Raw genomic sequence first — 17,498 nt, 5'->3', positions numbered from 1 at the left:
CATGAAACCGCTCCGATCCTTCTTCCTGGCCTCCACCCTCGCCCTGCTGCTGCCGCTGGGGGCCTCGGCCGAGGAGGCCCCCGCCCCCGCCGGGGAGGCCGCCCCCGCCGTGCGCGAAATCGAGATCATCGTCGACCGGGGCTACAAGCCGGTGCGCATCGAGGCCGTGGAGGGCGAGCGCGTCCGGCTCAAGTTCGTCCGGCGCGAGTACACGCCGTGCACCCGCGAGGTCATCCTGCCCTCGCTGAACATCCGCCAGGAGCTGCCCCCCAACAAGCCCGTCACCGTGGACCTGCCGCCCCTCAAGGCCGGGGACGTGGAGTTCATGTGCGGCATGAAGATGTTCCGCGGCACGCTGGTGGTGACGCCCCGCGCGGGCTGAGGGGCGCCCCCTTCCGGGCGCTCAGCCCTCGGAGCGCTCGGCCCGGCCATCCGCGTGGCGGGCGAAGCGGCCCTCCTCGCGGCCGTGCACCGGATCATCCCTGCGCCAGGGCCAGCCGCCGAAGCCCGTGCGCTGGTAGTCCTGGAAGGCCTGCTGAATCTCCGCCCGGTGGTTCATCACGAAGGGGCCGTGCTGCACCACCGGCTCGCCGATGGGCCGGCCCTGCAGCATCAGCACCTCGCACGCGCCGGTGGCCTCGAGCCGCACCGGCACCTCGGGCCGCATCGCCAGGGCCAGGTGGGACTTCACCCCCTGGCCGGCGACCTTCAGCGCCTCGCCCTTGAAGAAGTAGAGCGTGCGGTTCACGCGCGGGCCCGAGGCGGGCGGCAGCGTCCACACGGCGCCCGGCTCCATGCGAATCGTCCAGATGGCCACATCCGAATCCGGACGGGAGGCCCACGAGCGCGGCGGGGGCGGGGGCGCGCGCCGCCCGTCCAGCTGCCCCGCCACCACCGTCACCTCGGTGCCCCGCCCCGCCTCGTCCTGGAAGGCGCAGCGCGGGATGTCCCGGTTCCACAGCATGGAGAAGTGCGGCGGGGCGAGCTTGTCGGCGGCCGGCAGGTTGAGCCAGATCTGGAACAGCTCCACCGGGTTGGGCTTGTCCTGGTGCAGCAGGGGGAACATCTCCGAGTGCACGACGCCCGAGCCCGCGGTGAGCCACTGGGCATCCCCCTCGCCAAAGCGCGCCGTGGCGCCCAGCGAGTCGGAGTGGTCAATCACCCCTCGCCGCGCGAGGGTGACCGTCTCGAAGCCGCGGTGGGGGTGCTGGGGGAAACCGGGAACGGTCTCCCCGTGGTACATGCGCCAGCCGTCCTTGCCCTCGAAGTCCTGGCCTATCTGCCGGCCGGCCAGGGACGCCGCGGGGCCCATCTGCGCGTTGGCCCGCGGGTAGGCGTCGTCATGGTGCACGCAAAACAGGAAGGGATCGACCGTCACCCAGGGAAAGCCAAGCGGCGCGGTCTCGAGAAGGGGGCTTGCCATGGCGGCAAGCGTAACGCGGACGGGCGCCCCGCGCCTCTTCCCACACACCGGGGCCCCGCGGGGGACAAGCTCAGTCCGCCACCTTGCGGAAGGCCTTGTAGGCCTTCTTGGTGTCCGTCAGCATGGCGTCGTGGCTGGCCTCGAGGTCCTCGATCTTCCAGCCCCGGGCCTGCGCCTTCGCGCGGAAGGCCAGGAAGATGTCGCGCTGGAACCACGCGCCCTTGCAGTGGATGTACGCCTTGGGAATCTTCGAGAGCGCGCTCCAGCTGAAGGAGACGGGCTCCTGGAAGGAGGCCAGCGGCTGGGGCCGCAGGCGCGGGGCCACGAAGGCCACGTCCTCCGCCTCCGTCACCCCAAAGTCCTGCGCGGCGAAGGGGGGCAGCATCCACATGCCGGCGGGGAACGCATCCGGGAAGCCCACCGTGGCGAAGAAGGACTGGCCCGGCTCGGGGATGGCCGCATCGAAGTACACCAGCTGGCGAATGCGCCCCGGCACCGCCGCGGCCACCGCGGTGATGACCATGCCCGCGTAGCTGTGGCCCACCAGCACCACGTCGTGCAGGTCCTCGAACAGGATGAGCGAGACGATGTCCTGCACGTGCGTCTCCAGGCTCACCTCCGGCTGGGCCAGGTGCGCCCGCTCGCCCAGGCCCGTCAGCGTGGGCGTGTAGACCGTGGCCTTGTCATCGCGCAGCTCCTCGGCGAACGGCTGCCAGGCCCAGCCGCCGTGGAAGGCCCCGTGGACCAGGATGTAGGTGGAGCCCTTCGAGCCCGCCAGCGCCCCCGTCGAGGAGAGCAGAACTGCCAAGACCAGGGTGACTGCCACGTTGAAGCGCATGTCCCGCTCCTTCTCGAACCACCTGAGTGCCTGGACCAGCCGGGCCCTTCGAAACCGCCCCCGTCCAGGGGGCTGAACCAGTGTAACGCCTCAAACAGAGAATTGAGGCATAATTTTACGAATCCATTTCAATTGTTTACCCGTGAAGAAAGGGTGCACACACAGTCCTTCCTTTGAATACGGGAAGTGGTACGCAGCGGCCCATGATGGCTTCCCCTTCCCGCCCCCTCCTCCTCGCCGCCGTCGCGGCGGTGCTGCTCACCTCCTGCCACGCCGGACACAACAAGGGACAACCCCCCGCGAATGCCGCGGAAGCGGTGGCGCCCCCGCTGGCGAGCAAAGAGTGTGAGGGGGTTGCCGTGGTGGAGGCGGCCTCGGTGTTCGCCTCGCCGGAGGGCGCCGGGGGCATGCGGCCCGCGGCGGGCCAGGTGGTCGCCATCGACGGCACGCCGCTCGCGGGGCTCGTCTGCACGCAGATGGGGTGCGACGCGAAGTGCTGCAACAACACGTGCGGCTCCGTCGAGGGCTGCCCCTTCACGCTCGCCACGGAGCAGGGCAACCTGTGCCTGAGCCACAAGGACTTCGCCTGCGGCGGCACGGACTGCAGCCCCTGGTGCCGGCCCTTCAGCCTCACCGAGCAGGGCCGCTACCGCTTCGTGGGCACGCTGGCGTACCCCGCCCCGGGGCAGGAGGCCTCGGGCAACGGGGCCACCCTTCAGGTCCAGAAGGTCTGCCAGCTGAACTAGCGCGGGCCGGGCCCGGGCCTCAGTGCGCCGGGGCCTTCGGGTCCTTCTTCGCGTCCTGCTTGCGCAGCGGGCAGGCCGCGATGGCCGAGGACGGGTCCACGGCGTCCTTGCCGGAGTCCACCCGGAGCACCTTGCGGCCCTCGCCCACGACGAACGTGTAGCGCTGGGCGAAGGACATCACCGGCGTCTTCACGTCGAACTGCTTCACCAGCTTGCCGTCCGGGTCGGGGATGAAGGCGAAGGGCGCCTTGAGCGAGTCCTTGAACTTCTTGAGCGTCTCCGTGTCGTCCATGGAGACGGCCAGCACCTGGCCCTTGAGCTTCTCGATGTCCGCGTACCGGTCCCGGTAGGCGGTCAGCTCGTTGGTGCACCCGGGGGTGAACGCCTTGGGGAAGAAGGCCACGATGACCGGGCCCTCCTTCACCTTCTCCGACAGCGTGTACGACTTGCCGTCGGTGTCGGTGACCGTGAAGTCCGGTGCCGTGTCACCGGCCTGGGGAACCGCTGCCGCGAGGAAACCTGCCGTCAGGAGGGGAAGGAGCATGCCCTCCTTTTAACCCCCTTGGGACATCCGCGCCCAGACCGCCGTAGCGGCCTCGCGGGCCTGGTCGGCCACCACCGAGGGGCTGACCGACAGCGGCCGCCGCGCCCAGATGCGCCAGGTGCCCTCCACCATCACCGCCTCCACGTGCCGCGAGCCCAGGCCGTACACCACATGCCAGGCCAGGTTGCCCGCGTTGAGCGGCGTGGGCGGCAGGTAGTCCAGGATGAGCAGGTCCGCCGCGGTGCCCTCGCGCAGCGCCCCCACCGGGAAGTCGAAGGCCTGCGAGGCCAGGCGGTGGCCGTTGGCCAGGTAACGCAGCACGTCGATGGGCTGCCCCGCCTCGCGCGAGCGCAGGTAGGCCGCCTGGGCCTCGGCGAACACATCCGCCGCCAGGCCGTCGGTGCCCAGCGTGGCGCGCGCGCCGAACTTCAGCGCCGGCGCATAGCCCACCTCCAGCCGCTGGTTGGAGCGCGGGGTGTGCACCACCCACGTCCCGGTGGAGATGAGCTGCGCGAGCTCCGCCCACGCCAGGTGCCCCACGTGCGCGAGCTGGCTCTTGGGGGACAGGAGCCCCGCCTCCATGAGCCGCGTCACGGGCGAGCCCCCATGGCGCTCCACCGAGAGCTTCTCGTCCAGCGGATCCTCGGCCACCGGCACGTGCAGCCCCGCGCCCGTGGAGGCCAGGGCCTCCTTGAGGCCCTCCAGCGCCTCGGGCCCCACCGTGAACAGGGGCGCCGCGCCCACCTGGCCCCGGAAGCGGCCCTTGGCCTTGCGGCTGAAGCCCACCGTCTCTTCCAGCGCCTCCTCGCGGCCCACCGCCCCCTTGCGGTCCGTCACCGCGTAGGAGAGCACCCCGCGCACGCCCACCTCGTGGAGCCCGCGCGCCACGCGCACCAGCGAGCCGGCGATGGCACGGGGCGAGGAGTGCGAGTCGAAGAGCGTGGTGGTGCCACACTGCAGGGCCTCCAGGCCCCCGGCGCACGCGGCCACCTGCACCGCGTCCCCGTCCAGGGCGCCCTCGTAGCGCCAGCGGTGGTGCTCCAGCGTCTCCTGGTAGCTGCCCACGACCGGCTCGGGCAGGCCCCGCGCCAGCGCGGTGTGCAGCCGGTGGTGGGCGCTCACCAGCCCCGGGAAGACGAGCTTGCCCGACAGGGCCACCACCTCGTCATCGGGCCGTGGCGCGATGTCCGGCGCGCGCGCGACGATGCGGTCGCCTTCGATGCGCAGGTCCACCCGCTCGACGAGGGCGGGCTCCAGTTCGACGACATGTCCACCCTTGAGGACGGTGCCCAACGTCCCTCCACCGTGAAGCCACTGAGTGAGGCCTGATGCCGCGCAGGCTAGCACTGCCGGGCGTCCCGGGTAGAGGGGAAGTCACCCGGGCGTCCAGCCAAGCGGCAGCCCTCTCCAAGAGAGTAGGCCCCCGGCGTCTCGAAACGTAGACTGCCCGGGCCGTGGGGTCTCCCGAGCAGCACGTCTCCTGGATGGGCCGCTACCGCCTGAGCGCGCGCATCGCGACGGGCGGCATGGCGGAGGTGTACCTGGGCCGCCGCATCGAGGAGGACGGGCGGCGCGGCCCAGCCGTGGCGGTGAAGCGGCTCCTGCCCCACCTCGCCTCGGACCGGCGCATCGTGCAGATGTTCCTCAACGAGGCGCGCATCACCGCGCAGATCCACCACCCCAACGTCGTCTCCATCCTGGAGACGGGCATGGACGAGGGCGAGCCCTTCATCGCGCTGGAGCTCCTGGAGGGGCGCTCCTTCGCCGAGCTGCGGCAGGAGGCCGCGGAGCGGGGCCGGCGCGTGCCCCTGGGCGTCACGCTGCGCACCCTGGTGGAGGCGTGCCGGGGGCTGGATGCGGCCCACCGCGCCGTGGACGAGGCCGGCCGGCCCCTGCGCATCGTCCACCGGGACTTCACCCCGGACAACATCCACGTGGGCGCCAACGGGCACGTCAAGGTCATCGACTTCGGCATCGCCAAGGCGGACGCGCTCGGCTCGGGCACCGAGCCGGGCATGCTCAAGGGCAAGTTCTTCTACATGTCGCCGGAGATGATCACCGGGCAGCGGGTGGACCACCGCGCGGACATCTTCGCCGCGGGGGTGATGCTCTACGAGCAGCTGTGCGGCCGGCGCCCCTTCACCGGCCTCAAGCCCGATGAGGTGCTGGCCCGCATCACCGAGGGGCGCCCCCGGCCCCCCACCACGTTCGACCCTTCCGTCCCCGATGCCCTGGAGCACATCTGCCTCACCGCGCTCCACCGCGACCCGGAGGCCCGCTTCGAGACGCTGCAGGTCTTCATCGACGCCATCGAGGGCGTGGGGGGCTCTGCCGAGGTGGCCTCGACCGGAGACGTCGCGGCCTACGTCGAGTCGCTCTTCCCCCGGGACAGCGACCCCAAGCGCCTGGCGCTCCAGCGGGCCCGCTCCGTGGACCCTTCGGACGCGGGGGTGGCCGCCCCCGCGCCCCCGCCAGCCCCCGCCCCCGTGGCCCCGCCGCCTCCGGCCCCGGTGGCGCCCCGGACGCGGCGCGCCTGGCCCCTGCTCGCCCTCGCCGGACTGGCGCTGGTGGGCCTGGGCGCGGGCGGCGCCTACTGGGTGATGCGCCCGCGCGTGCCCCCGTCCGAGCGGCTCGCCCAGGCGGAGCACACCCCCACCCCGCCAGAGCGGCGGGCCTTCCTCGAAGGCATCGAGGAGGACCCGCGCGCCACCGCCCAGGAGCTGGCCCGGGCCGGGGAGCTGCTGATGGAGCTGGGCGCCCACCAGGCGGTCCTCTCGCTCTCGGAGACGTTCATCCAGCGCTTCCCCCAGAACCTGGAGGCGCACCTGCTGGACGCGCGCGCCGCCACGGCGCTGCAGCTGGGCAAGCGCGCCGAGCGGGCCATCGAGGAGGCCACCGCGCTGGCGCCCAAGGACGTGCGCCCCCTGCTGGCCCTGGCGGACCTGCGGGAGCGGCAGGGAGACATCGCCGGGGCGCTCGGCGCGCTCGCCAAGGCCTACGAGCAGCGGCCGCGCGAGGCCCAGGTGGCGCCCCGCTATGGCCAGCTCCTCTCCCAGAGCGGACGGCTGGACGAGGCCTCCGAGGTGCTCGGCGCGTGGGTCCGCGAGCACAACGACGCGGGCCCGCTGGCGGAGCTGGCCTTCGTGCGCTACCGCCAGGAGCGCATGGACGATGCCGCCGCGCTGCTCAAGCGCGCGCTGCGCAAGGCCCCCCAGCTCGCCGTGGCGCACTACTACCTGGGCGCGGTGCTCCTCCAGAAGGGGGACACGGCGGGCGCCGAGCGCGCCTACCGCCAGGCGGAGCAGCTCGACCCCGAGGACCCTCGCGCGCTCTCGGCCCGGTGCCAGCTCCACGCCCGCACGGGGGACACCGCCGCCGTCACCGAGGCGAAGGCGCTCCTCGCCCACAGGTTCCCGGCCCGCGCGGCGGCGTTGGCCGCGGAGTGCTCGGCCCGGCCCTGAGGGGCGCGGCTCACATCCGCAAGGGGCTCTCCTCGGCCACGGGCCAGCCAGGGTCCGCCGGCGTCAGCGCCAGGGTGTTGCGCACCCGAGCCATCAGCTCATCGTGGCGGTAGGGCCGGGAGCACAGCACCGTGCCCTCCTGGGCCCACGTGGGCAGCCGCGCGCCCGCCAGCAGAATGGGCACGGGCCGGGCCCGGGGCAGCGTGGCGAAGGTCTCCAGGAAGACGCCAATCTCCTTCTGGGAGGCGCTGGCGGACAGGAGGATGAGGTCCACGGGCAGGTGGGCCTCCTGGCGCAGGGCCTCGTTCCCATCGCGCACGGTGAGCACCTCGAAGCCCTCGGCGCGCAGCACCCGCGCGGCCTCGTCCTCCTGGACCCGGTCCTCGTCCAGCAGGAGCACGCGCCGGGGCAGCCGCCCCACCTCGCGCGCGGTCATCTTGGGCAGGCCCACGGAGAAGGTGGAGCCCTGCCCCTCGGCGCTCGACAGGGTGAGGTTGCCCCCGTGCAGCTTGCAGATGGAGTGGCTGATGAAGAGCCCCAGCCCCAGGCCGCCGAAGTTGCGGTGGGACACGTTGCGCGCCCGGTAGAAGCGCTGGAACACCTGCGCCTGGTCCGCCCCGGGAATGCCGATGCCGTGGTCCTTCACGTGGATGCGGGCCTCGTCGGCCAGCTCCTCCACCTCCACGGTGATGGGGGCGCCCGCGGGGCTGTACTTGTGCGCGTTCTCCAGCAGGTTGACGATGACCTGCTCCAGCCGGTCCCGGTCCCCCTGTACCCACACGCGCGTGCGGGGCACATCCACGGAGAAGGGGCGCTCCAGGGCGTGGCGGAAGTGGTCCACCACCTCCGCCACGAGCTGGCCCAGCTCCAGCGGCGCCGCGTGCATGGCCAGCTTGCCCAGCTCCAGCCGCGAGGCATCCAGCAGGTCATCCACCAGCCCCACGAGCCGGTCCACCTGCCGCTTGGACTTGAGCACGCTGGAGAGCTCCACCGGCTGCCCGGTGGCGATGCGCCGCTCCATGGTGAAGAGGCTGAGCTTGAGCGGGGTGAGCGGCGTCCTCAGCTCGTGCGAGGCGATGGACATGAACTCCTCGCGCACCCGCAGGGCCGACTGGGCCTCGCGCAGGAGCCGCGCGTTCTCCACCGCCACCGCGAGCTGGCTGGCCGCCGCCATCCACAAATCCAGCTCCCTCACGGAGAAGGACGCGCCCTGCTCCTTATAAAGGAGGAGCAGCCCCACCGTGCGCTTGGGCGCGCACAGCGGCACGGCGGCGAAGATGGAGCCCATGCTGTCGCCGTACCCGCGCTGGACGCCGATCTGCGCCCGCCGCGTGGACAGGGCGTGCTGGAAGGGGTCCGCCGCCGGATCAAACGTGTCCTCGGGCGAGTCCCGGTCCGCCAGGTCCGACACCGCCGCACGGCGCAGGGTGTTCTGGGTGCCTTCCTCACAGAGGAATACCTCCGCGCGCCGCACCTGGGCACAGCGCACCAGGGCCAGCACCGCCGCCGAGCACACGCTGTCCACATCCAGCGTCTCGCCCACGGCGCGCGCCACCTGCTGCACCACCTGGGAGAAGGCCTCCTCGTCATCCAGGCCGGAAGGGTCGAACACGAGCCAGGCGCCGGGCGGCTCGTCCTCGCGCGCGGGCTGCACCTGGACGCGCACCTGACGCATCGCGCAGGTGACGAGGTGCCCGGCGTAGGGCCGGCCCTCCCGCACGGCGCGGGCCAGGGCATCCCGGCTCCGGCTGTACTCCAGTCCCTCCAGCAGGCCGCGGCCCACCGTCAGGGGCAGCCCGACCTTCCGGGCGAAGTCCGCTTCGAACCATTGCACCTGCAGCTCAGGGCCCACGCGGAGCATGGCCTGAGGCAGCAAATGAAGCGCATTCTCGAAGTCTGAGGGCACCATGGGTGGGGTGCTTTCGAGATAGGGGCCGGGCCCCCCTGGCGACAACCGCCCGCCGGGCTTTTCCTGCTAATCGGACGTCGGTGGCGTTGGTGGGCCAACACTGGCGGCGGGCGATCTCTCCACCAGCCGGCAGCTCCCCTGCCCTCCGGATGGAGAGGCCCCCCACGGGCGGCAGTTCCCCCGGTGCTTTCGTGTGGTAGAGGACACGGGCGATGCCTTCCGAGCCCACCAAAGAACTGCAGACCTTCCCCAACCCCGCCGCCGACCGCGACTATGAGATCGCCTTCGACGTGCCGGAGTTCACCTGCCTGTGCCCGATGACGGGGCAGCCCGACTTCGCGACGTTCAAGATCCGGTACGTGCCGGACGAGCTGTGCGTGGAGCTCAAGAGCCTCAAGCTCTACATGTGGTCCTACCGCAACGAGGGCGCCTTCCACGAGAAGGTGACCAACACCATCGCGGACGACATCATCCGGGCCATCAAGCCCCGCAAGCTCACCGTGGTGGGTGACTTCTTCGTGCGCGGCGGCATCGGCACCATCGTCACCGTGACGCACGAGAAGAAGAAGGCCTAGAGCCCTCCGCGCAGCTCCTGCTCCAGGCGCAGCGCCCCCTCCTGCTCGCGCAGGAGCGCCACCAGCCGCTCGCGGTGAAAGCCGCGCACGGGGGCCTGCGGATCCGGAAACCCCGCGGGCAGCCGCCAGTCCGGGGGCAGCCGCCGGCCCAGGGCAATGGGCCGCTCGCGCCGCAGCTCGCCCATCTCCGCGTCCGACAGCTCCCGCACGGCGCACCAGGGCAGCACCTGGCGCCCGCGCAGGGCCACGCGCGCCCCCGGCCCCGGGTCTTCCCATGGGCCAATGGCCGTGCGGTGCAGCCGGGCCAGGTGAGCCCCACAGCCCAGCGCCCGGCCCAGCTCCCGCGCCAGGGCGCGCACGTAGAAGCCCCCCCGGCACACCAGCTCCAGCCGGCTGGAGCGCGGCAGCGCGTGCGAGCGCCAGCGCGCCGCGTGCAGGTACACGCGCGAGGGCGGCAACACCACCTCCTCGCCCCGGTGCGCCTTGCGGTACGCGGGCTCTCCGCCCACCTTCTTCGCGCTGGTGGCCGGGGGTACCTGCTCGTGCCAGCCCTGGAAGCCCGCGAGCGCCACCTCCAGCGCCCCGGGCGTCAGCGCGGACGCATCCCCCTCTCGCACCACCCGGCCCAGCAAGTCCCCGTTGTCCGTCTCCGCGCCCCACACGACTTCGGCCACGTAGTGCTTGGGCACCGCGTGCAAGAGGTCCATCAGCCGCGTGGCCTGGCCCACCAGGAGCAGCAGGAGCCCCTCGGCGAAGGGGTCCAACGTCCCGCCATGGCACACGGGCACGCGCTTGCCGGGGCGCGTGGCCTCCAGCTCGGCCATGGCGGCGCGCACCGAGGTGAAGCTCGTCTCGCCCAGCGGCTTGTGGACGAGGTGAATGCCGGGCTCGAGCGGCGGGAGGGGGCTCACCGCTTCATCTTCTTCTCGACCGGGGGCGCCCAGTGGTCCTGCGTGAGGTAGATGCCGGTGCCCGTGGCGGTGGCCAGGGCGAGCAGCGCGGCCACCACCCACTTGCGCTTTCCGCCCGTGGAGCGCTTGCGGCGGCCCGCGGCGTAGGAGTCCAATACGCCCAGCTCCGCCTGCGTCAGGTGCGCGAGCGCCTCGGACTCGGTGAGCTTCTCCCGGTGACGCAGAAAGGCCACGAGCAGCGCCGGGTGGGACACCTCCACCTCGCGCGCGAGGAACACATCCAGCTCGCGCCGCATCGCCGCCGCGTCCGGGTAGCGGTTCTCCGTGCGCACCTCCAGGGCCCGCTTGACGATGTTCACCAGGGGCGTGGGCACCTCCGGGGCCACCTTGTTCAGGGGCTTGTAGAGGCCATCGCGAATCTTGGCGAACACCTCGCCCGCGGTGCGCCCCTGGAACGGCCGGGTGCCCGTGAGGGCCTCGTAGAGCAGCACGCCGAGCGAGAAGATGTCCGTGCGCGCATCCAACGGCGCGCCGGTGACTTGCTCCGGGGACATGTAGGCCGGGGTGCCCACCGCCACGCCCTGCTGGGTGAGCGCCACCAGGTCCACGTCCTTGGCGATGCCGAAGTCCATCAGCTTCACCTCACCGGCCTTGGTGAGCATGACGTTGGCGGGCTTCAGGTCGCGGTGGATGATGTGGCGGAAGTGCGCATGGTCCAGCGCGCTGGCGATGCGCGCGCAGATGACGGCGGCCACATCGGCCGGCAGCGGCCCTTCCTTGATGAGCTCCTGCAGGGTGGGCCCATCCACGAACTCCAGCACCATGAAGAGGCTGTCGTTCTTCTCCACCATGTCATACAGCGTGACGATGTTCTGGTGGCGGAAGGCGGCCAGGGCGAGCGCCTCGCGGTGGAATCGCGAGAGCGACTCCTTGTCGCGCTGACCCTCGGGCAGCAGTTCCTTGATGGCGGCCTCGCGCTGGATGGCCTCGTGCAACCCCCGGTACACCAGCGCCATCCCCCCGCGCCCCAGCTCTCCGAGCACGCGATAGGGACCGATCTTCCGGTGACGAATGGGGGTCTTGTCCGACTTGTCCTTCTGGGGATCAGCCACGGCGCGTACGCTAGCGGCTTGTGCCGGGAGCGTCGACAGGCCCGGAAGGCCCCGGCCCCTTTCCCGAAGGCGCCAGGGGTGCCCTGCCCGCCTACCTTTCTTCCGTCGCGCCGGGCATGCCTGCCCGGTTTCCCGGGGACTCCCGGGGTTTCCCCGGGTGGACAGGGCCCGGTGACGGGGACGTAGACTCTCCAGCGCCGGGACGCACCGCGGACCCCCTCGCGTCTCCTGGATTCCGCCCATGTCCTCTTCGCCCGATGTCCGCCTGCCCATGGGCCTTCGCCTGCTGCTCCATGGCAGCTCGCTGCTCGTGGGGCTCTTCACCTTCGGCTACGCCCGGCTGGTCTGCACGCACATCTGCGGCCTGCCCACGGCCGAGCTGGCCCGCACGGTGGCGGGGTTGGCGGTGTTCCACATCGCGCTCCGGGAGCTGCTGCTGCACCTGCTGCCCTCGCCCGCGCGGAGTGCCCTGCCAGCCCGCCGGGCGTGGCAGCTGTCGGTGCTCGCCTGGGGGGTGACGGGGCTGGTGGCCAGCGTCCTCCACAAGGCGCAGTACCCGGCCTTTCCCCTCTTCAGCCACGTGAAGTTCGCGGTGGGCTACTGGCTGCTGGGCGGCGCACTGCTGGGGCAGGTGGAGTACCTCCTCTTCGAGCGGGCGTTTCCCCCGGCCCCCTCCGCCTCGCGGACGGCCGCGCACCGGGAGCGGATCGGCCGGAGGCTGCTCGAAGGCTACATCATCTTCACCACCGTGCCCGTGCTGGTGCTGATGCTCACGCTGCTGCGCTTCGTCGTCGAGTTCCACGGGGAGCGGCACTACCTGGTGGAAGCGGCGGCGCTGGCGCTGGGCTTCACGGGCATCGCGCTGGGCGGGGCGTTCGCCTACGGGCAGAGCCTGCGCCGGGACACCGAGCGGCTGCTGGAGGCGGTGCGGCGCGTGGGGAGCGGGGACTTCCAGCCGGGCGCCGCCACGAGCCGCGCGGACGAGCTGTTCCTGGTGGCCGAGGGCATCAACGAGATGGCGGGGGGGCTCCAGCTCCGCGAGCGCATTCGCGAGGCCTTTGGCCGCTTCGTCTCGCCCCAGGTGGCCACCGAGTTCATCGAGAAGTACGCGCGCCACGGGAAGGCGGCGGTGATGGGGGGCGAGCGGCGGGACGTGGTGGTGCTCTTCAGCGACCTGCGCGGCTTCACGAGCCTGTCCGAGTCGCTGGCGCCCGAGGTGCTCATCGAGGTGCTCAACGGCTACTTCCAGGAGATGGTGGGGGCCCTCCAGCAGCACGGGGGCGTGGTGGACAAGTTCATCGGGGACGCGGTGCTGGCGGTGTTCGGGCTGACCGGAGGGGAAGGCAACCCGGCGCGGGCAGCCGTGGCGGCGGGCCTGGAGATGCAGCGGCGCCTGGAGGCCTACAACGCGCGGCTGGCCGGGCGGGGGATTCAACTGCGCGCGGGGGTGGGCATCCACGCGGGCGAGGCCATCGCGGGCTACCTCGGGAGCCCGGACCGGATGGAGTTCACGGTCATCGGCCACACCGTCAACATGGCCTCGCGGATTGAAGGCCAGGCGCGCGAGCCCCTTCCGCCCCTGCTCTTCAGCGAGGAGGTGGCGCGCCGGCTGGGGGATGCCTTCCCGGTGAGGGAAGTGGCCCGCGTGCCGCTCAAAGGCGTGGCCGGGGAGGTCCGCCTGCTCACGGTGACGGGCGAGGCCGGCACGGTGCAGGCGGCCTGAGCGGCCTCACCTCACTTCGCGGCGTTGTCCATGGCCTGCTGAAGCGTGGACCCCAGGGCGTTCACCTCGTTCTGGTGCGACTCGAGAATCTCATTCACCGCCAGACAGGACCCGGGCCGCAGGCCGCCGTGGCGGCGCTCGCCCTGGGCCTCGCAGCACTGGGCCTCCATCGTCACGGTGACGATGTTGCTGCCGGAGGCCGTGGGCGCCACGGTGGTGATGAAGCGGCGCATCAGGGCGCCTTGCTGCTGGCTGGGCGTCTGGTAACACGGCTGCGTCTGCTCCCAGCGCGTGCGGAGGATGCCCAGGTCAGGCTCGACGCTCTCGGGCGGCTGCCCCGCGGAGACCAACGCCCGCACGAGCGTGTCGAGGACGGACTCGGGCCCCGGAGAGGCCTGGAACGTGTAGGGCCGCTGAGGCTGCGTGCAGCCCGCGAGGGCCACGGCGAGAAGCACACAGAGACGAAGGGGGGATGCGAGCGTCACGGAACCTCTCCAGCACTGAGGGAAAGCACCTGTGTTACCACGGAGGAATGTACACGCCTCCTCACTTCAAAGAGGAGCGCCCGGAGGCGCTCCACGCGTTCATCCGCCAGCACGGCTTCGGCCTGCTGATCAGCCCGGGGCCTCAAGGCATGGAGGCCACCCACGTGCCCTTCCTGCTGGACACGGACGGCGGGGGCACAGGGCGGCTCCTCGCGCACGTGTCCCGGGCCAACCGGCAATGGCAGCACCTGGAGGCGGCGGGCGAGGTGCTGGCCGTCTTCTCCGGGCCGCACGCCTACATCTCGGCCTCCTGGTACACGGAGCGCACGGACGTGCCCACGTGGAATTACGTGGCGGTGCATGCCTACGGGCGGGCCCGGCGGGTGGAGCCCGGAAGGGTCCGCCCCATGCTCGCGGAGCTGTCCGGGAAGTACGAGGCGGCCAGCGCCGCGCCCTGGTCCCTCGACGAGGTGCCCGAGGCCTCCCTCCAGGCGATGACGAAGGGAATCGTGGGCATCGAAATCGAGCTGACCCGGCTGCAAGGCACACGGAAGCTGAGCCAGAACCGCTCGCCCGAGGACCAGCAGCGCGTCATTCAAGAATTGAAGGCGCGGGGCGGTCCGGACGACCTCGCAGTGGCCGCGCTCATGGAACAGGCGCTCTCTCCATGAGAGATTGCCGCTTTCGCCACCACGAGGAGCGCCGATGACCTTGCTCAAGACCTTTCTTCTCACGGGAGCCCTGCTGGGCACCTCCCCGGCGGCCGCGCAGGACAGCGCGGCCAGTTCCTCCTTCAAGACCGCGAAGGACATCGAGGCCTGGAAGGAGAAGAACCGGAACTGGAACCGCTGGGGTCCGGAGGACCAGCTCGGCGCCGTGAACCTCATCACCGCCGCCAAGCGCAAGGAGGCCGTGAAGCTCGTCCGCGACGGCGTCTCCGTGTCCCTCGCGCACCCGCTGGTGACCCAGAAGGCCGAGGACAACCCTTCTCCCCTGGGCCACCGCATGCTCTTCACCGGCGAGGCCGCGGACGCGCAGTACAGCGCCGACGCCCTGTCCATCGAGTTCCATGGCTTCGCGCACACTCACCTGGATGCGCTCTGCCACATCTTCGACCAGGGCAAGATGTACAACGGCTACGACCAGAAGCTCGTCACCGCGAGCGGGTGCGCGAAGCTCGCCGTGAGCGCCTTCAAGGACGGCATCCTCACGCGCGGCGTGCTCATCGACATCCCCTCCTTCCGGGGCGTGCCCTACCTGGAGCCGGGAACCGCCATCCACGCGGCGGACCTGGAGGCCTGGGAGAAGAAGACGAAGGTCCGCGTGTCGAGCGGTGACGCCGTCATCGTCCGCACGGGCCGCTGGGCCCGCCGCGCCGCCGTGGGGCCCTGGGATTTGACGAAGCAATCGGCGGGACTGCACGCCTCCACCGCCGATTGGTTCAAGAAGCGCGGCGTGGCCCTCGTCGCCACGGACGTGGGCCTGGACGTGCTCCCCTCGGGCGTGGAGGGAGATGCGTTCCCCACGCACATCATGCTGATCAACGCCCTGGGCATCTCCATCATCGACAACGCCGACCCCGAGGCCCTGAGCCAGGCCGCCGCCCAGCGGAAGCGCTACGACTTCCTCCTCAGCATCAACCCCCTGCGCGTGGAGCAGGGCACCGGCTCGCCCGTCAACCCCATCGCGACCTTCTGAGGGCTGAGGGGCTCCTCGGCGCAGGGAAACGCGGTGTCGAGCGTCTTGCTGCCCTTGATGCCGGGTCCCGTCAGGGTGACTGAACTGTCACGCAGGGAGACAACGAGAACAACGAGGGCGCGCAAACCTCGGCCCGCAGGACAATCCCATGGATCACCATTGAACCGATGCGGGGGCCATGCCGGAGCGCGGCGTGGTGTCCAGCACGCGCTTCGGTGAAAAGATCCAAGTCCACCGCCAGGAATCAATGGCAGGTACGACGGGGGGGAGCGCTTGCATATGCGAAAGCAGCACTGCGGGGACGTGATGCAGTGGCGGGATTTGAAGGAGATGTTGGCCGGACTGGAGGGCCCGCCGGACTACGGCTTCGAGCAGTTGGCGCGGGAGGACATTCCTCAACTCACCCAGTTGTTGCGCACGTGGTACCCGGACATCTGTGTGGGCACGGAGAGCCGGCACCTGGAGCCCTCCTTCTACGAGCGCGAGGTCTTCCTCCGGGGCGAGGCACCCGACCGCCCCTTGTTCGCGGTGCTGTCGCGCGCCCGGGACAGCCGGGACATCATCGGCCTGCTGACGCTCGAGAAGAACGTCCGGGGGCTGCAGATCTCGGCCTCCATGGGCGCGGTGGAGCCCTCGCACCGGGGGCTGGGCCTCGGCCAGTACGGCCTCACGCTGCTGGAGACCATTGGCCGGAGCATCGGCGCCGAGGTGGCCCTCTATTACTCCACGCTGAAGGCGGCCCGGGGCCAGCTCAACGCCGAGCGCCGGGGCTTCCAACTCGTGGGCATCGTGCCCGCCTTCGACATGGACGCCATCGCGCCGGGCACGGTGAAGCGCGTCTACGAGGCGCTGTATGCGAAGGTCCTCACCAGTCCGGAGCGGATTCACCTGCCCGACTGGAACGCCCTCATCCCCTCCACCCGGGCCCTCTTCACGCACCTGTTCGGGCAACACCCGGCCGATCTCACCGCCCTCTCCGAGAGGACGCTGCGCCATGGTTGAGATCCGCACCTTCGACGGGGACGCCAGCGAGGCCGCCCGGTTCGTCACCCACGTCTGGCAGGCCGCCTACGGCCGGCAGATGCCCCTGCCCGTGTGGGACGCGCGCTTCCTGGACTGGCTGCTGTTCCGCGGGGGACAGGCGGACCGGCGCTACCTCATCGCGGCCTATTCGGGCCGGAAGCTGGTGGGCACGCTCTTCGCCGAGCCCACGCGCATCCGGCTCGGCCGCCGCGAGGTGGATGGAAGCTACGGCAGCTGGAACGGCGTGGATCCGGAGTACCGGGGGCAAGGCATTGGCCAGCGGCTGGCCGAGGAGCTGACGCGGCGCCACCGCGAGCGGGGAGCGCACCTCATGCTGAGCTGCGTATCCTCCGAGACCGCCCTGGCCCAGCGGTTCTGGGGAAAGACGCAGCGCATGCGCTTCCTCGACAGCATGGGGCTGTGGATGCATGTGTTCGATCCGGCGGCGCTGGCCCGCTGGTCGCTCCACGCCTCCGAGCGGGCCCTCTTCACCCTGGCCAGGCCCTGGCACCGGCAGGGCTTCCGCCGCGCGAGCGCGGAGGGCATCCGGCCCTACCGCCCGGCGGACCTGCCCCGCTGCATGGCGCTGGTGCAGCGGATGATGGCGCCGGTGAACCTGGGCTACGCATACACGCCCGAGCGCCTGGCGGCGCAACTCCAGTACCGGCACGTGCCGCGCACCTTCGTGCTGGAGGACGGCGGTGAGGTCCGGGGGCTCGTCAACTACTACACCCTGCGGATGAGGGCCCGGGGCGAGGTGACGGCCGGGGTGGTGGACCTGCTGGCGTTCGAGGAAGACCTGCCCACCGCCGAGAGGCAACGGCTGTTGCAGGTGGCCATGCAGGACATGGTGCGGCAGGGCGTGAGCTGCGCCGCGCTGCTGCGAGGCCCCTGCGTCCCAGCGCCCCTGATGTGGCGCTCGGGATGGATTCCCTGGCCCGGGGGCGCGAAGGTGACGTGCCTGCTGCCCATGGAGGGCGTCGAGCTGCCCTTCTCCCCTCGCGTGTTCACGCACCTGCGCTGAGCCGCACCGGGGCGCGTGGCCTGCGT

The 17,498-nt window shown here is 71.4% G+C and carries 17 protein-coding genes; 9 read left to right on the top strand and 8 right to left on the bottom strand.

Features of this window, described 5'->3' with window-relative positions:
- The first annotated feature begins 1 nt into the window (after position 1).
- Positions 2-382: a cupredoxin domain-containing protein gene (locus tag KY661_RS03530; protein WP_225408836.1), complete on the top strand. Its 381-nt coding sequence runs from the start codon at positions 2-4 to the stop codon at positions 380-382.
- Positions 383-403: 21 nt separating this feature from the next.
- On the opposite strand, the gene KY661_RS03525 is transcribed toward KY661_RS03530, so the two are convergent.
- Together KY661_RS03525 and KY661_RS03520 are read right to left on the bottom strand one after the other, a co-directional pair.
- The gene (locus KY661_RS03525; RefSeq protein WP_225408835.1) at positions 404-1,423 is read right to left on the bottom strand and encodes a pirin family protein; all 1,020 of its coding nucleotides are present in this window, start codon (positions 1,421-1,423) and stop codon (positions 404-406) included.
- Between the two features lie 70 nt (positions 1,424-1,493).
- A complete protein-coding gene (locus KY661_RS03520; protein WP_225408834.1) occupies positions 1,494-2,261 on the bottom strand; it encodes an alpha/beta fold hydrolase in 768 nt (255 codons plus the stop codon).
- A gap of 203 nt (positions 2,262-2,464) precedes the next feature.
- Here KY661_RS03520 and KY661_RS03515 point away from each other — a divergent pair, with 203 nt between their 5' ends.
- On the top strand, positions 2,465-3,007 hold the full coding sequence (locus KY661_RS03515) for a hypothetical protein (protein WP_225408833.1): 543 nt from the start codon (positions 2,465-2,467) through the stop codon (positions 3,005-3,007).
- A gap of 19 nt (positions 3,008-3,026) precedes the next feature.
- Here KY661_RS03515 and KY661_RS03510 read toward each other — a convergent pair whose 3' ends face one another.
- Together KY661_RS03510 and KY661_RS03505 are read right to left on the bottom strand one after the other, a co-directional pair.
- Complete coding sequence (locus KY661_RS03510; RefSeq protein WP_225408832.1) at positions 3,027-3,551, bottom strand: peroxiredoxin; 525 nt, start codon at positions 3,549-3,551, stop codon at positions 3,027-3,029.
- Positions 3,552-3,560: 9 nt separating this feature from the next.
- Positions 3,561-4,844, bottom strand: coding sequence for an amidohydrolase family protein (locus KY661_RS03505; protein WP_225408831.1), 1,284 nt, complete (start codon positions 4,842-4,844; stop codon positions 3,561-3,563).
- Between the two features lie 191 nt (positions 4,845-5,035).
- On the opposite strand from KY661_RS03505, the gene KY661_RS03500 reads away from it, so the two are divergent.
- The gene (locus KY661_RS03500) at positions 5,036-7,012 is read left to right on the top strand and encodes a serine/threonine-protein kinase (protein WP_225409181.1); all 1,977 of its coding nucleotides are present in this window, start codon (positions 5,036-5,038) and stop codon (positions 7,010-7,012) included.
- Between the two features lie 10 nt (positions 7,013-7,022).
- Here the strand turns inward: KY661_RS03500 and KY661_RS03495 are convergent, their stop codons facing one another.
- Positions 7,023-8,921 carry an ATP-binding protein gene (locus tag KY661_RS03495; protein WP_225408830.1) on the bottom strand — a complete coding sequence of 633 codons (1,899 nt, stop codon included), beginning with the start codon at positions 8,919-8,921 and terminating at the stop codon, positions 7,023-7,025.
- A 212-nt stretch (positions 8,922-9,133) separates the two neighbouring features.
- Between KY661_RS03495 and queF the strand changes: the two genes are divergently transcribed.
- The gene (gene queF, locus KY661_RS03490; RefSeq protein WP_075009752.1) at positions 9,134-9,496 is read left to right on the top strand and encodes a preQ(1) synthase; all 363 of its coding nucleotides are present in this window, start codon (positions 9,134-9,136) and stop codon (positions 9,494-9,496) included.
- On the opposite strand, the gene truB is transcribed toward queF, so the two are convergent.
- Together truB and KY661_RS03480 are read right to left on the bottom strand one after the other, a co-directional pair.
- Positions 9,493-10,407, bottom strand: coding sequence for a tRNA pseudouridine(55) synthase TruB (truB, locus tag KY661_RS03485; RefSeq protein ID WP_225408829.1), 915 nt, complete (start codon positions 10,405-10,407; stop codon positions 9,493-9,495). The genes queF and truB overlap by 4 nt on opposite strands.
- A complete protein-coding gene (locus KY661_RS03480; protein WP_398577141.1) occupies positions 10,404-11,423 on the bottom strand; it encodes a serine/threonine-protein kinase in 1,020 nt (339 codons plus the stop codon). Before KY661_RS03480 ends, truB begins: the two co-directional genes overlap by 4 nt.
- Before the next feature lie 337 nt (positions 11,424-11,760).
- Here KY661_RS03480 and KY661_RS03475 point away from each other — a divergent pair, with 337 nt between their 5' ends.
- Positions 11,761-13,242 carry an adenylate/guanylate cyclase domain-containing protein gene (locus KY661_RS03475; RefSeq protein WP_225408827.1) on the top strand — a complete coding sequence of 494 codons (1,482 nt, stop codon included), beginning with the start codon at positions 11,761-11,763 and terminating at the stop codon, positions 13,240-13,242.
- An 11-nt stretch (positions 13,243-13,253) separates the two neighbouring features.
- Here KY661_RS03475 and KY661_RS03470 read toward each other — a convergent pair whose 3' ends face one another.
- A complete protein-coding gene (locus KY661_RS03470) occupies positions 13,254-13,727 on the bottom strand; it encodes a hypothetical protein (protein WP_225408826.1) in 474 nt (157 codons plus the stop codon).
- A 47-nt stretch (positions 13,728-13,774) separates the two neighbouring features.
- Here KY661_RS03470 and KY661_RS03465 point away from each other — a divergent pair, with 47 nt between their 5' ends.
- The 4 genes from KY661_RS03465 to KY661_RS03450 all read left to right on the top strand — a co-directional run bounded on the left by KY661_RS03465 (position 13,775) and on the right by KY661_RS03450 (position 17,472).
- Entirely contained in the window at positions 13,775-14,398 is a 624-nt protein-coding gene (locus KY661_RS03465; protein WP_225408825.1) for an FMN-binding negative transcriptional regulator, read from the top strand.
- A gap of 34 nt (positions 14,399-14,432) precedes the next feature.
- Entirely contained in the window at positions 14,433-15,425 is a 993-nt protein-coding gene (locus KY661_RS03460) for a cyclase family protein (RefSeq protein ID WP_225408824.1), read from the top strand.
- Positions 15,426-15,704: 279 nt separating this feature from the next.
- Complete coding sequence (locus KY661_RS03455) at positions 15,705-16,427, top strand: hypothetical protein (RefSeq protein ID WP_225408823.1); 723 nt, start codon at positions 15,705-15,707, stop codon at positions 16,425-16,427.
- Positions 16,420-17,472 carry a GNAT family N-acetyltransferase gene (locus KY661_RS03450; RefSeq protein ID WP_225408822.1) on the top strand — a complete coding sequence of 351 codons (1,053 nt, stop codon included), beginning with the start codon at positions 16,420-16,422 and terminating at the stop codon, positions 17,470-17,472. The genes KY661_RS03455 and KY661_RS03450 overlap by 8 nt, the downstream gene beginning before the upstream one ends.
- The last annotated feature ends 26 nt before the right edge of the window (positions 17,473-17,498 follow it).

Source organism: Allostigmatella hybrida (genome assembly GCF_020103775.1).
Taxonomy (GTDB): domain Bacteria; phylum Myxococcota; class Myxococcia; order Myxococcales; family Myxococcaceae; genus Hyalangium; species Hyalangium aurantiaca.
Note: the sequence above shows the minus strand (reverse complement) of the source record. Positions and strands in the feature narration are given on the sequence as shown.

Bases quoted from the DNA above. Each gene is read 5' to 3' on its own strand.
- KY661_RS03495 (WP_225408830.1), bottom strand. From the start codon at position 8,921: ATGGTGCCCTCAGACTTCGAGAATGCGCTTCATTTGCTGCCTCAGGCC.
- KY661_RS03525 (WP_225408835.1), bottom strand. From the start codon at position 1,423: ATGGCAAGCCCCCTTCTCGAGACCGCGCCGCTTGGCTTTCCCTGGGTG.
- KY661_RS03520 (WP_225408834.1), bottom strand. From the start codon at position 2,261: ATGCGCTTCAACGTGGCAGTCACCCTGGTCTTGGCAGTTCTGCTCTCC.
- KY661_RS03450 (WP_225408822.1), top strand. From the start codon at position 16,420: ATGGTTGAGATCCGCACCTTCGACGGGGACGCCAGCGAGGCCGCCCGG.
- KY661_RS03480 (WP_398577141.1), bottom strand. From the start codon at position 11,423: ATGGCGCTGGTGTACCGGGGGTTGCACGAGGCCATCCAGCGCGAGGCC.
- KY661_RS03455 (WP_225408823.1), top strand. From the start codon at position 15,705: ATGCGAAAGCAGCACTGCGGGGACGTGATGCAGTGGCGGGATTTGAAG.
- KY661_RS03465 (WP_225408825.1), top strand. From the start codon at position 13,775: ATGTACACGCCTCCTCACTTCAAAGAGGAGCGCCCGGAGGCGCTCCAC.
- KY661_RS03530 (WP_225408836.1), top strand. From the start codon at position 2: ATGAAACCGCTCCGATCCTTCTTCCTGGCCTCCACCCTCGCCCTGCTG.
- queF (WP_075009752.1), top strand. From the start codon at position 9,134: ATGCCTTCCGAGCCCACCAAAGAACTGCAGACCTTCCCCAACCCCGCC.
- KY661_RS03460 (WP_225408824.1), top strand. From the start codon at position 14,433: ATGACCTTGCTCAAGACCTTTCTTCTCACGGGAGCCCTGCTGGGCACC.
- KY661_RS03510 (WP_225408832.1), bottom strand. From the start codon at position 3,551: ATGCTCCTTCCCCTCCTGACGGCAGGTTTCCTCGCGGCAGCGGTTCCC.
- KY661_RS03515 (WP_225408833.1), top strand. From the start codon at position 2,465: ATGATGGCTTCCCCTTCCCGCCCCCTCCTCCTCGCCGCCGTCGCGGCG.
- KY661_RS03475 (WP_225408827.1), top strand. From the start codon at position 11,761: ATGTCCTCTTCGCCCGATGTCCGCCTGCCCATGGGCCTTCGCCTGCTG.
- KY661_RS03500 (WP_225409181.1), top strand. From the start codon at position 5,036: ATGGGCCGCTACCGCCTGAGCGCGCGCATCGCGACGGGCGGCATGGCG.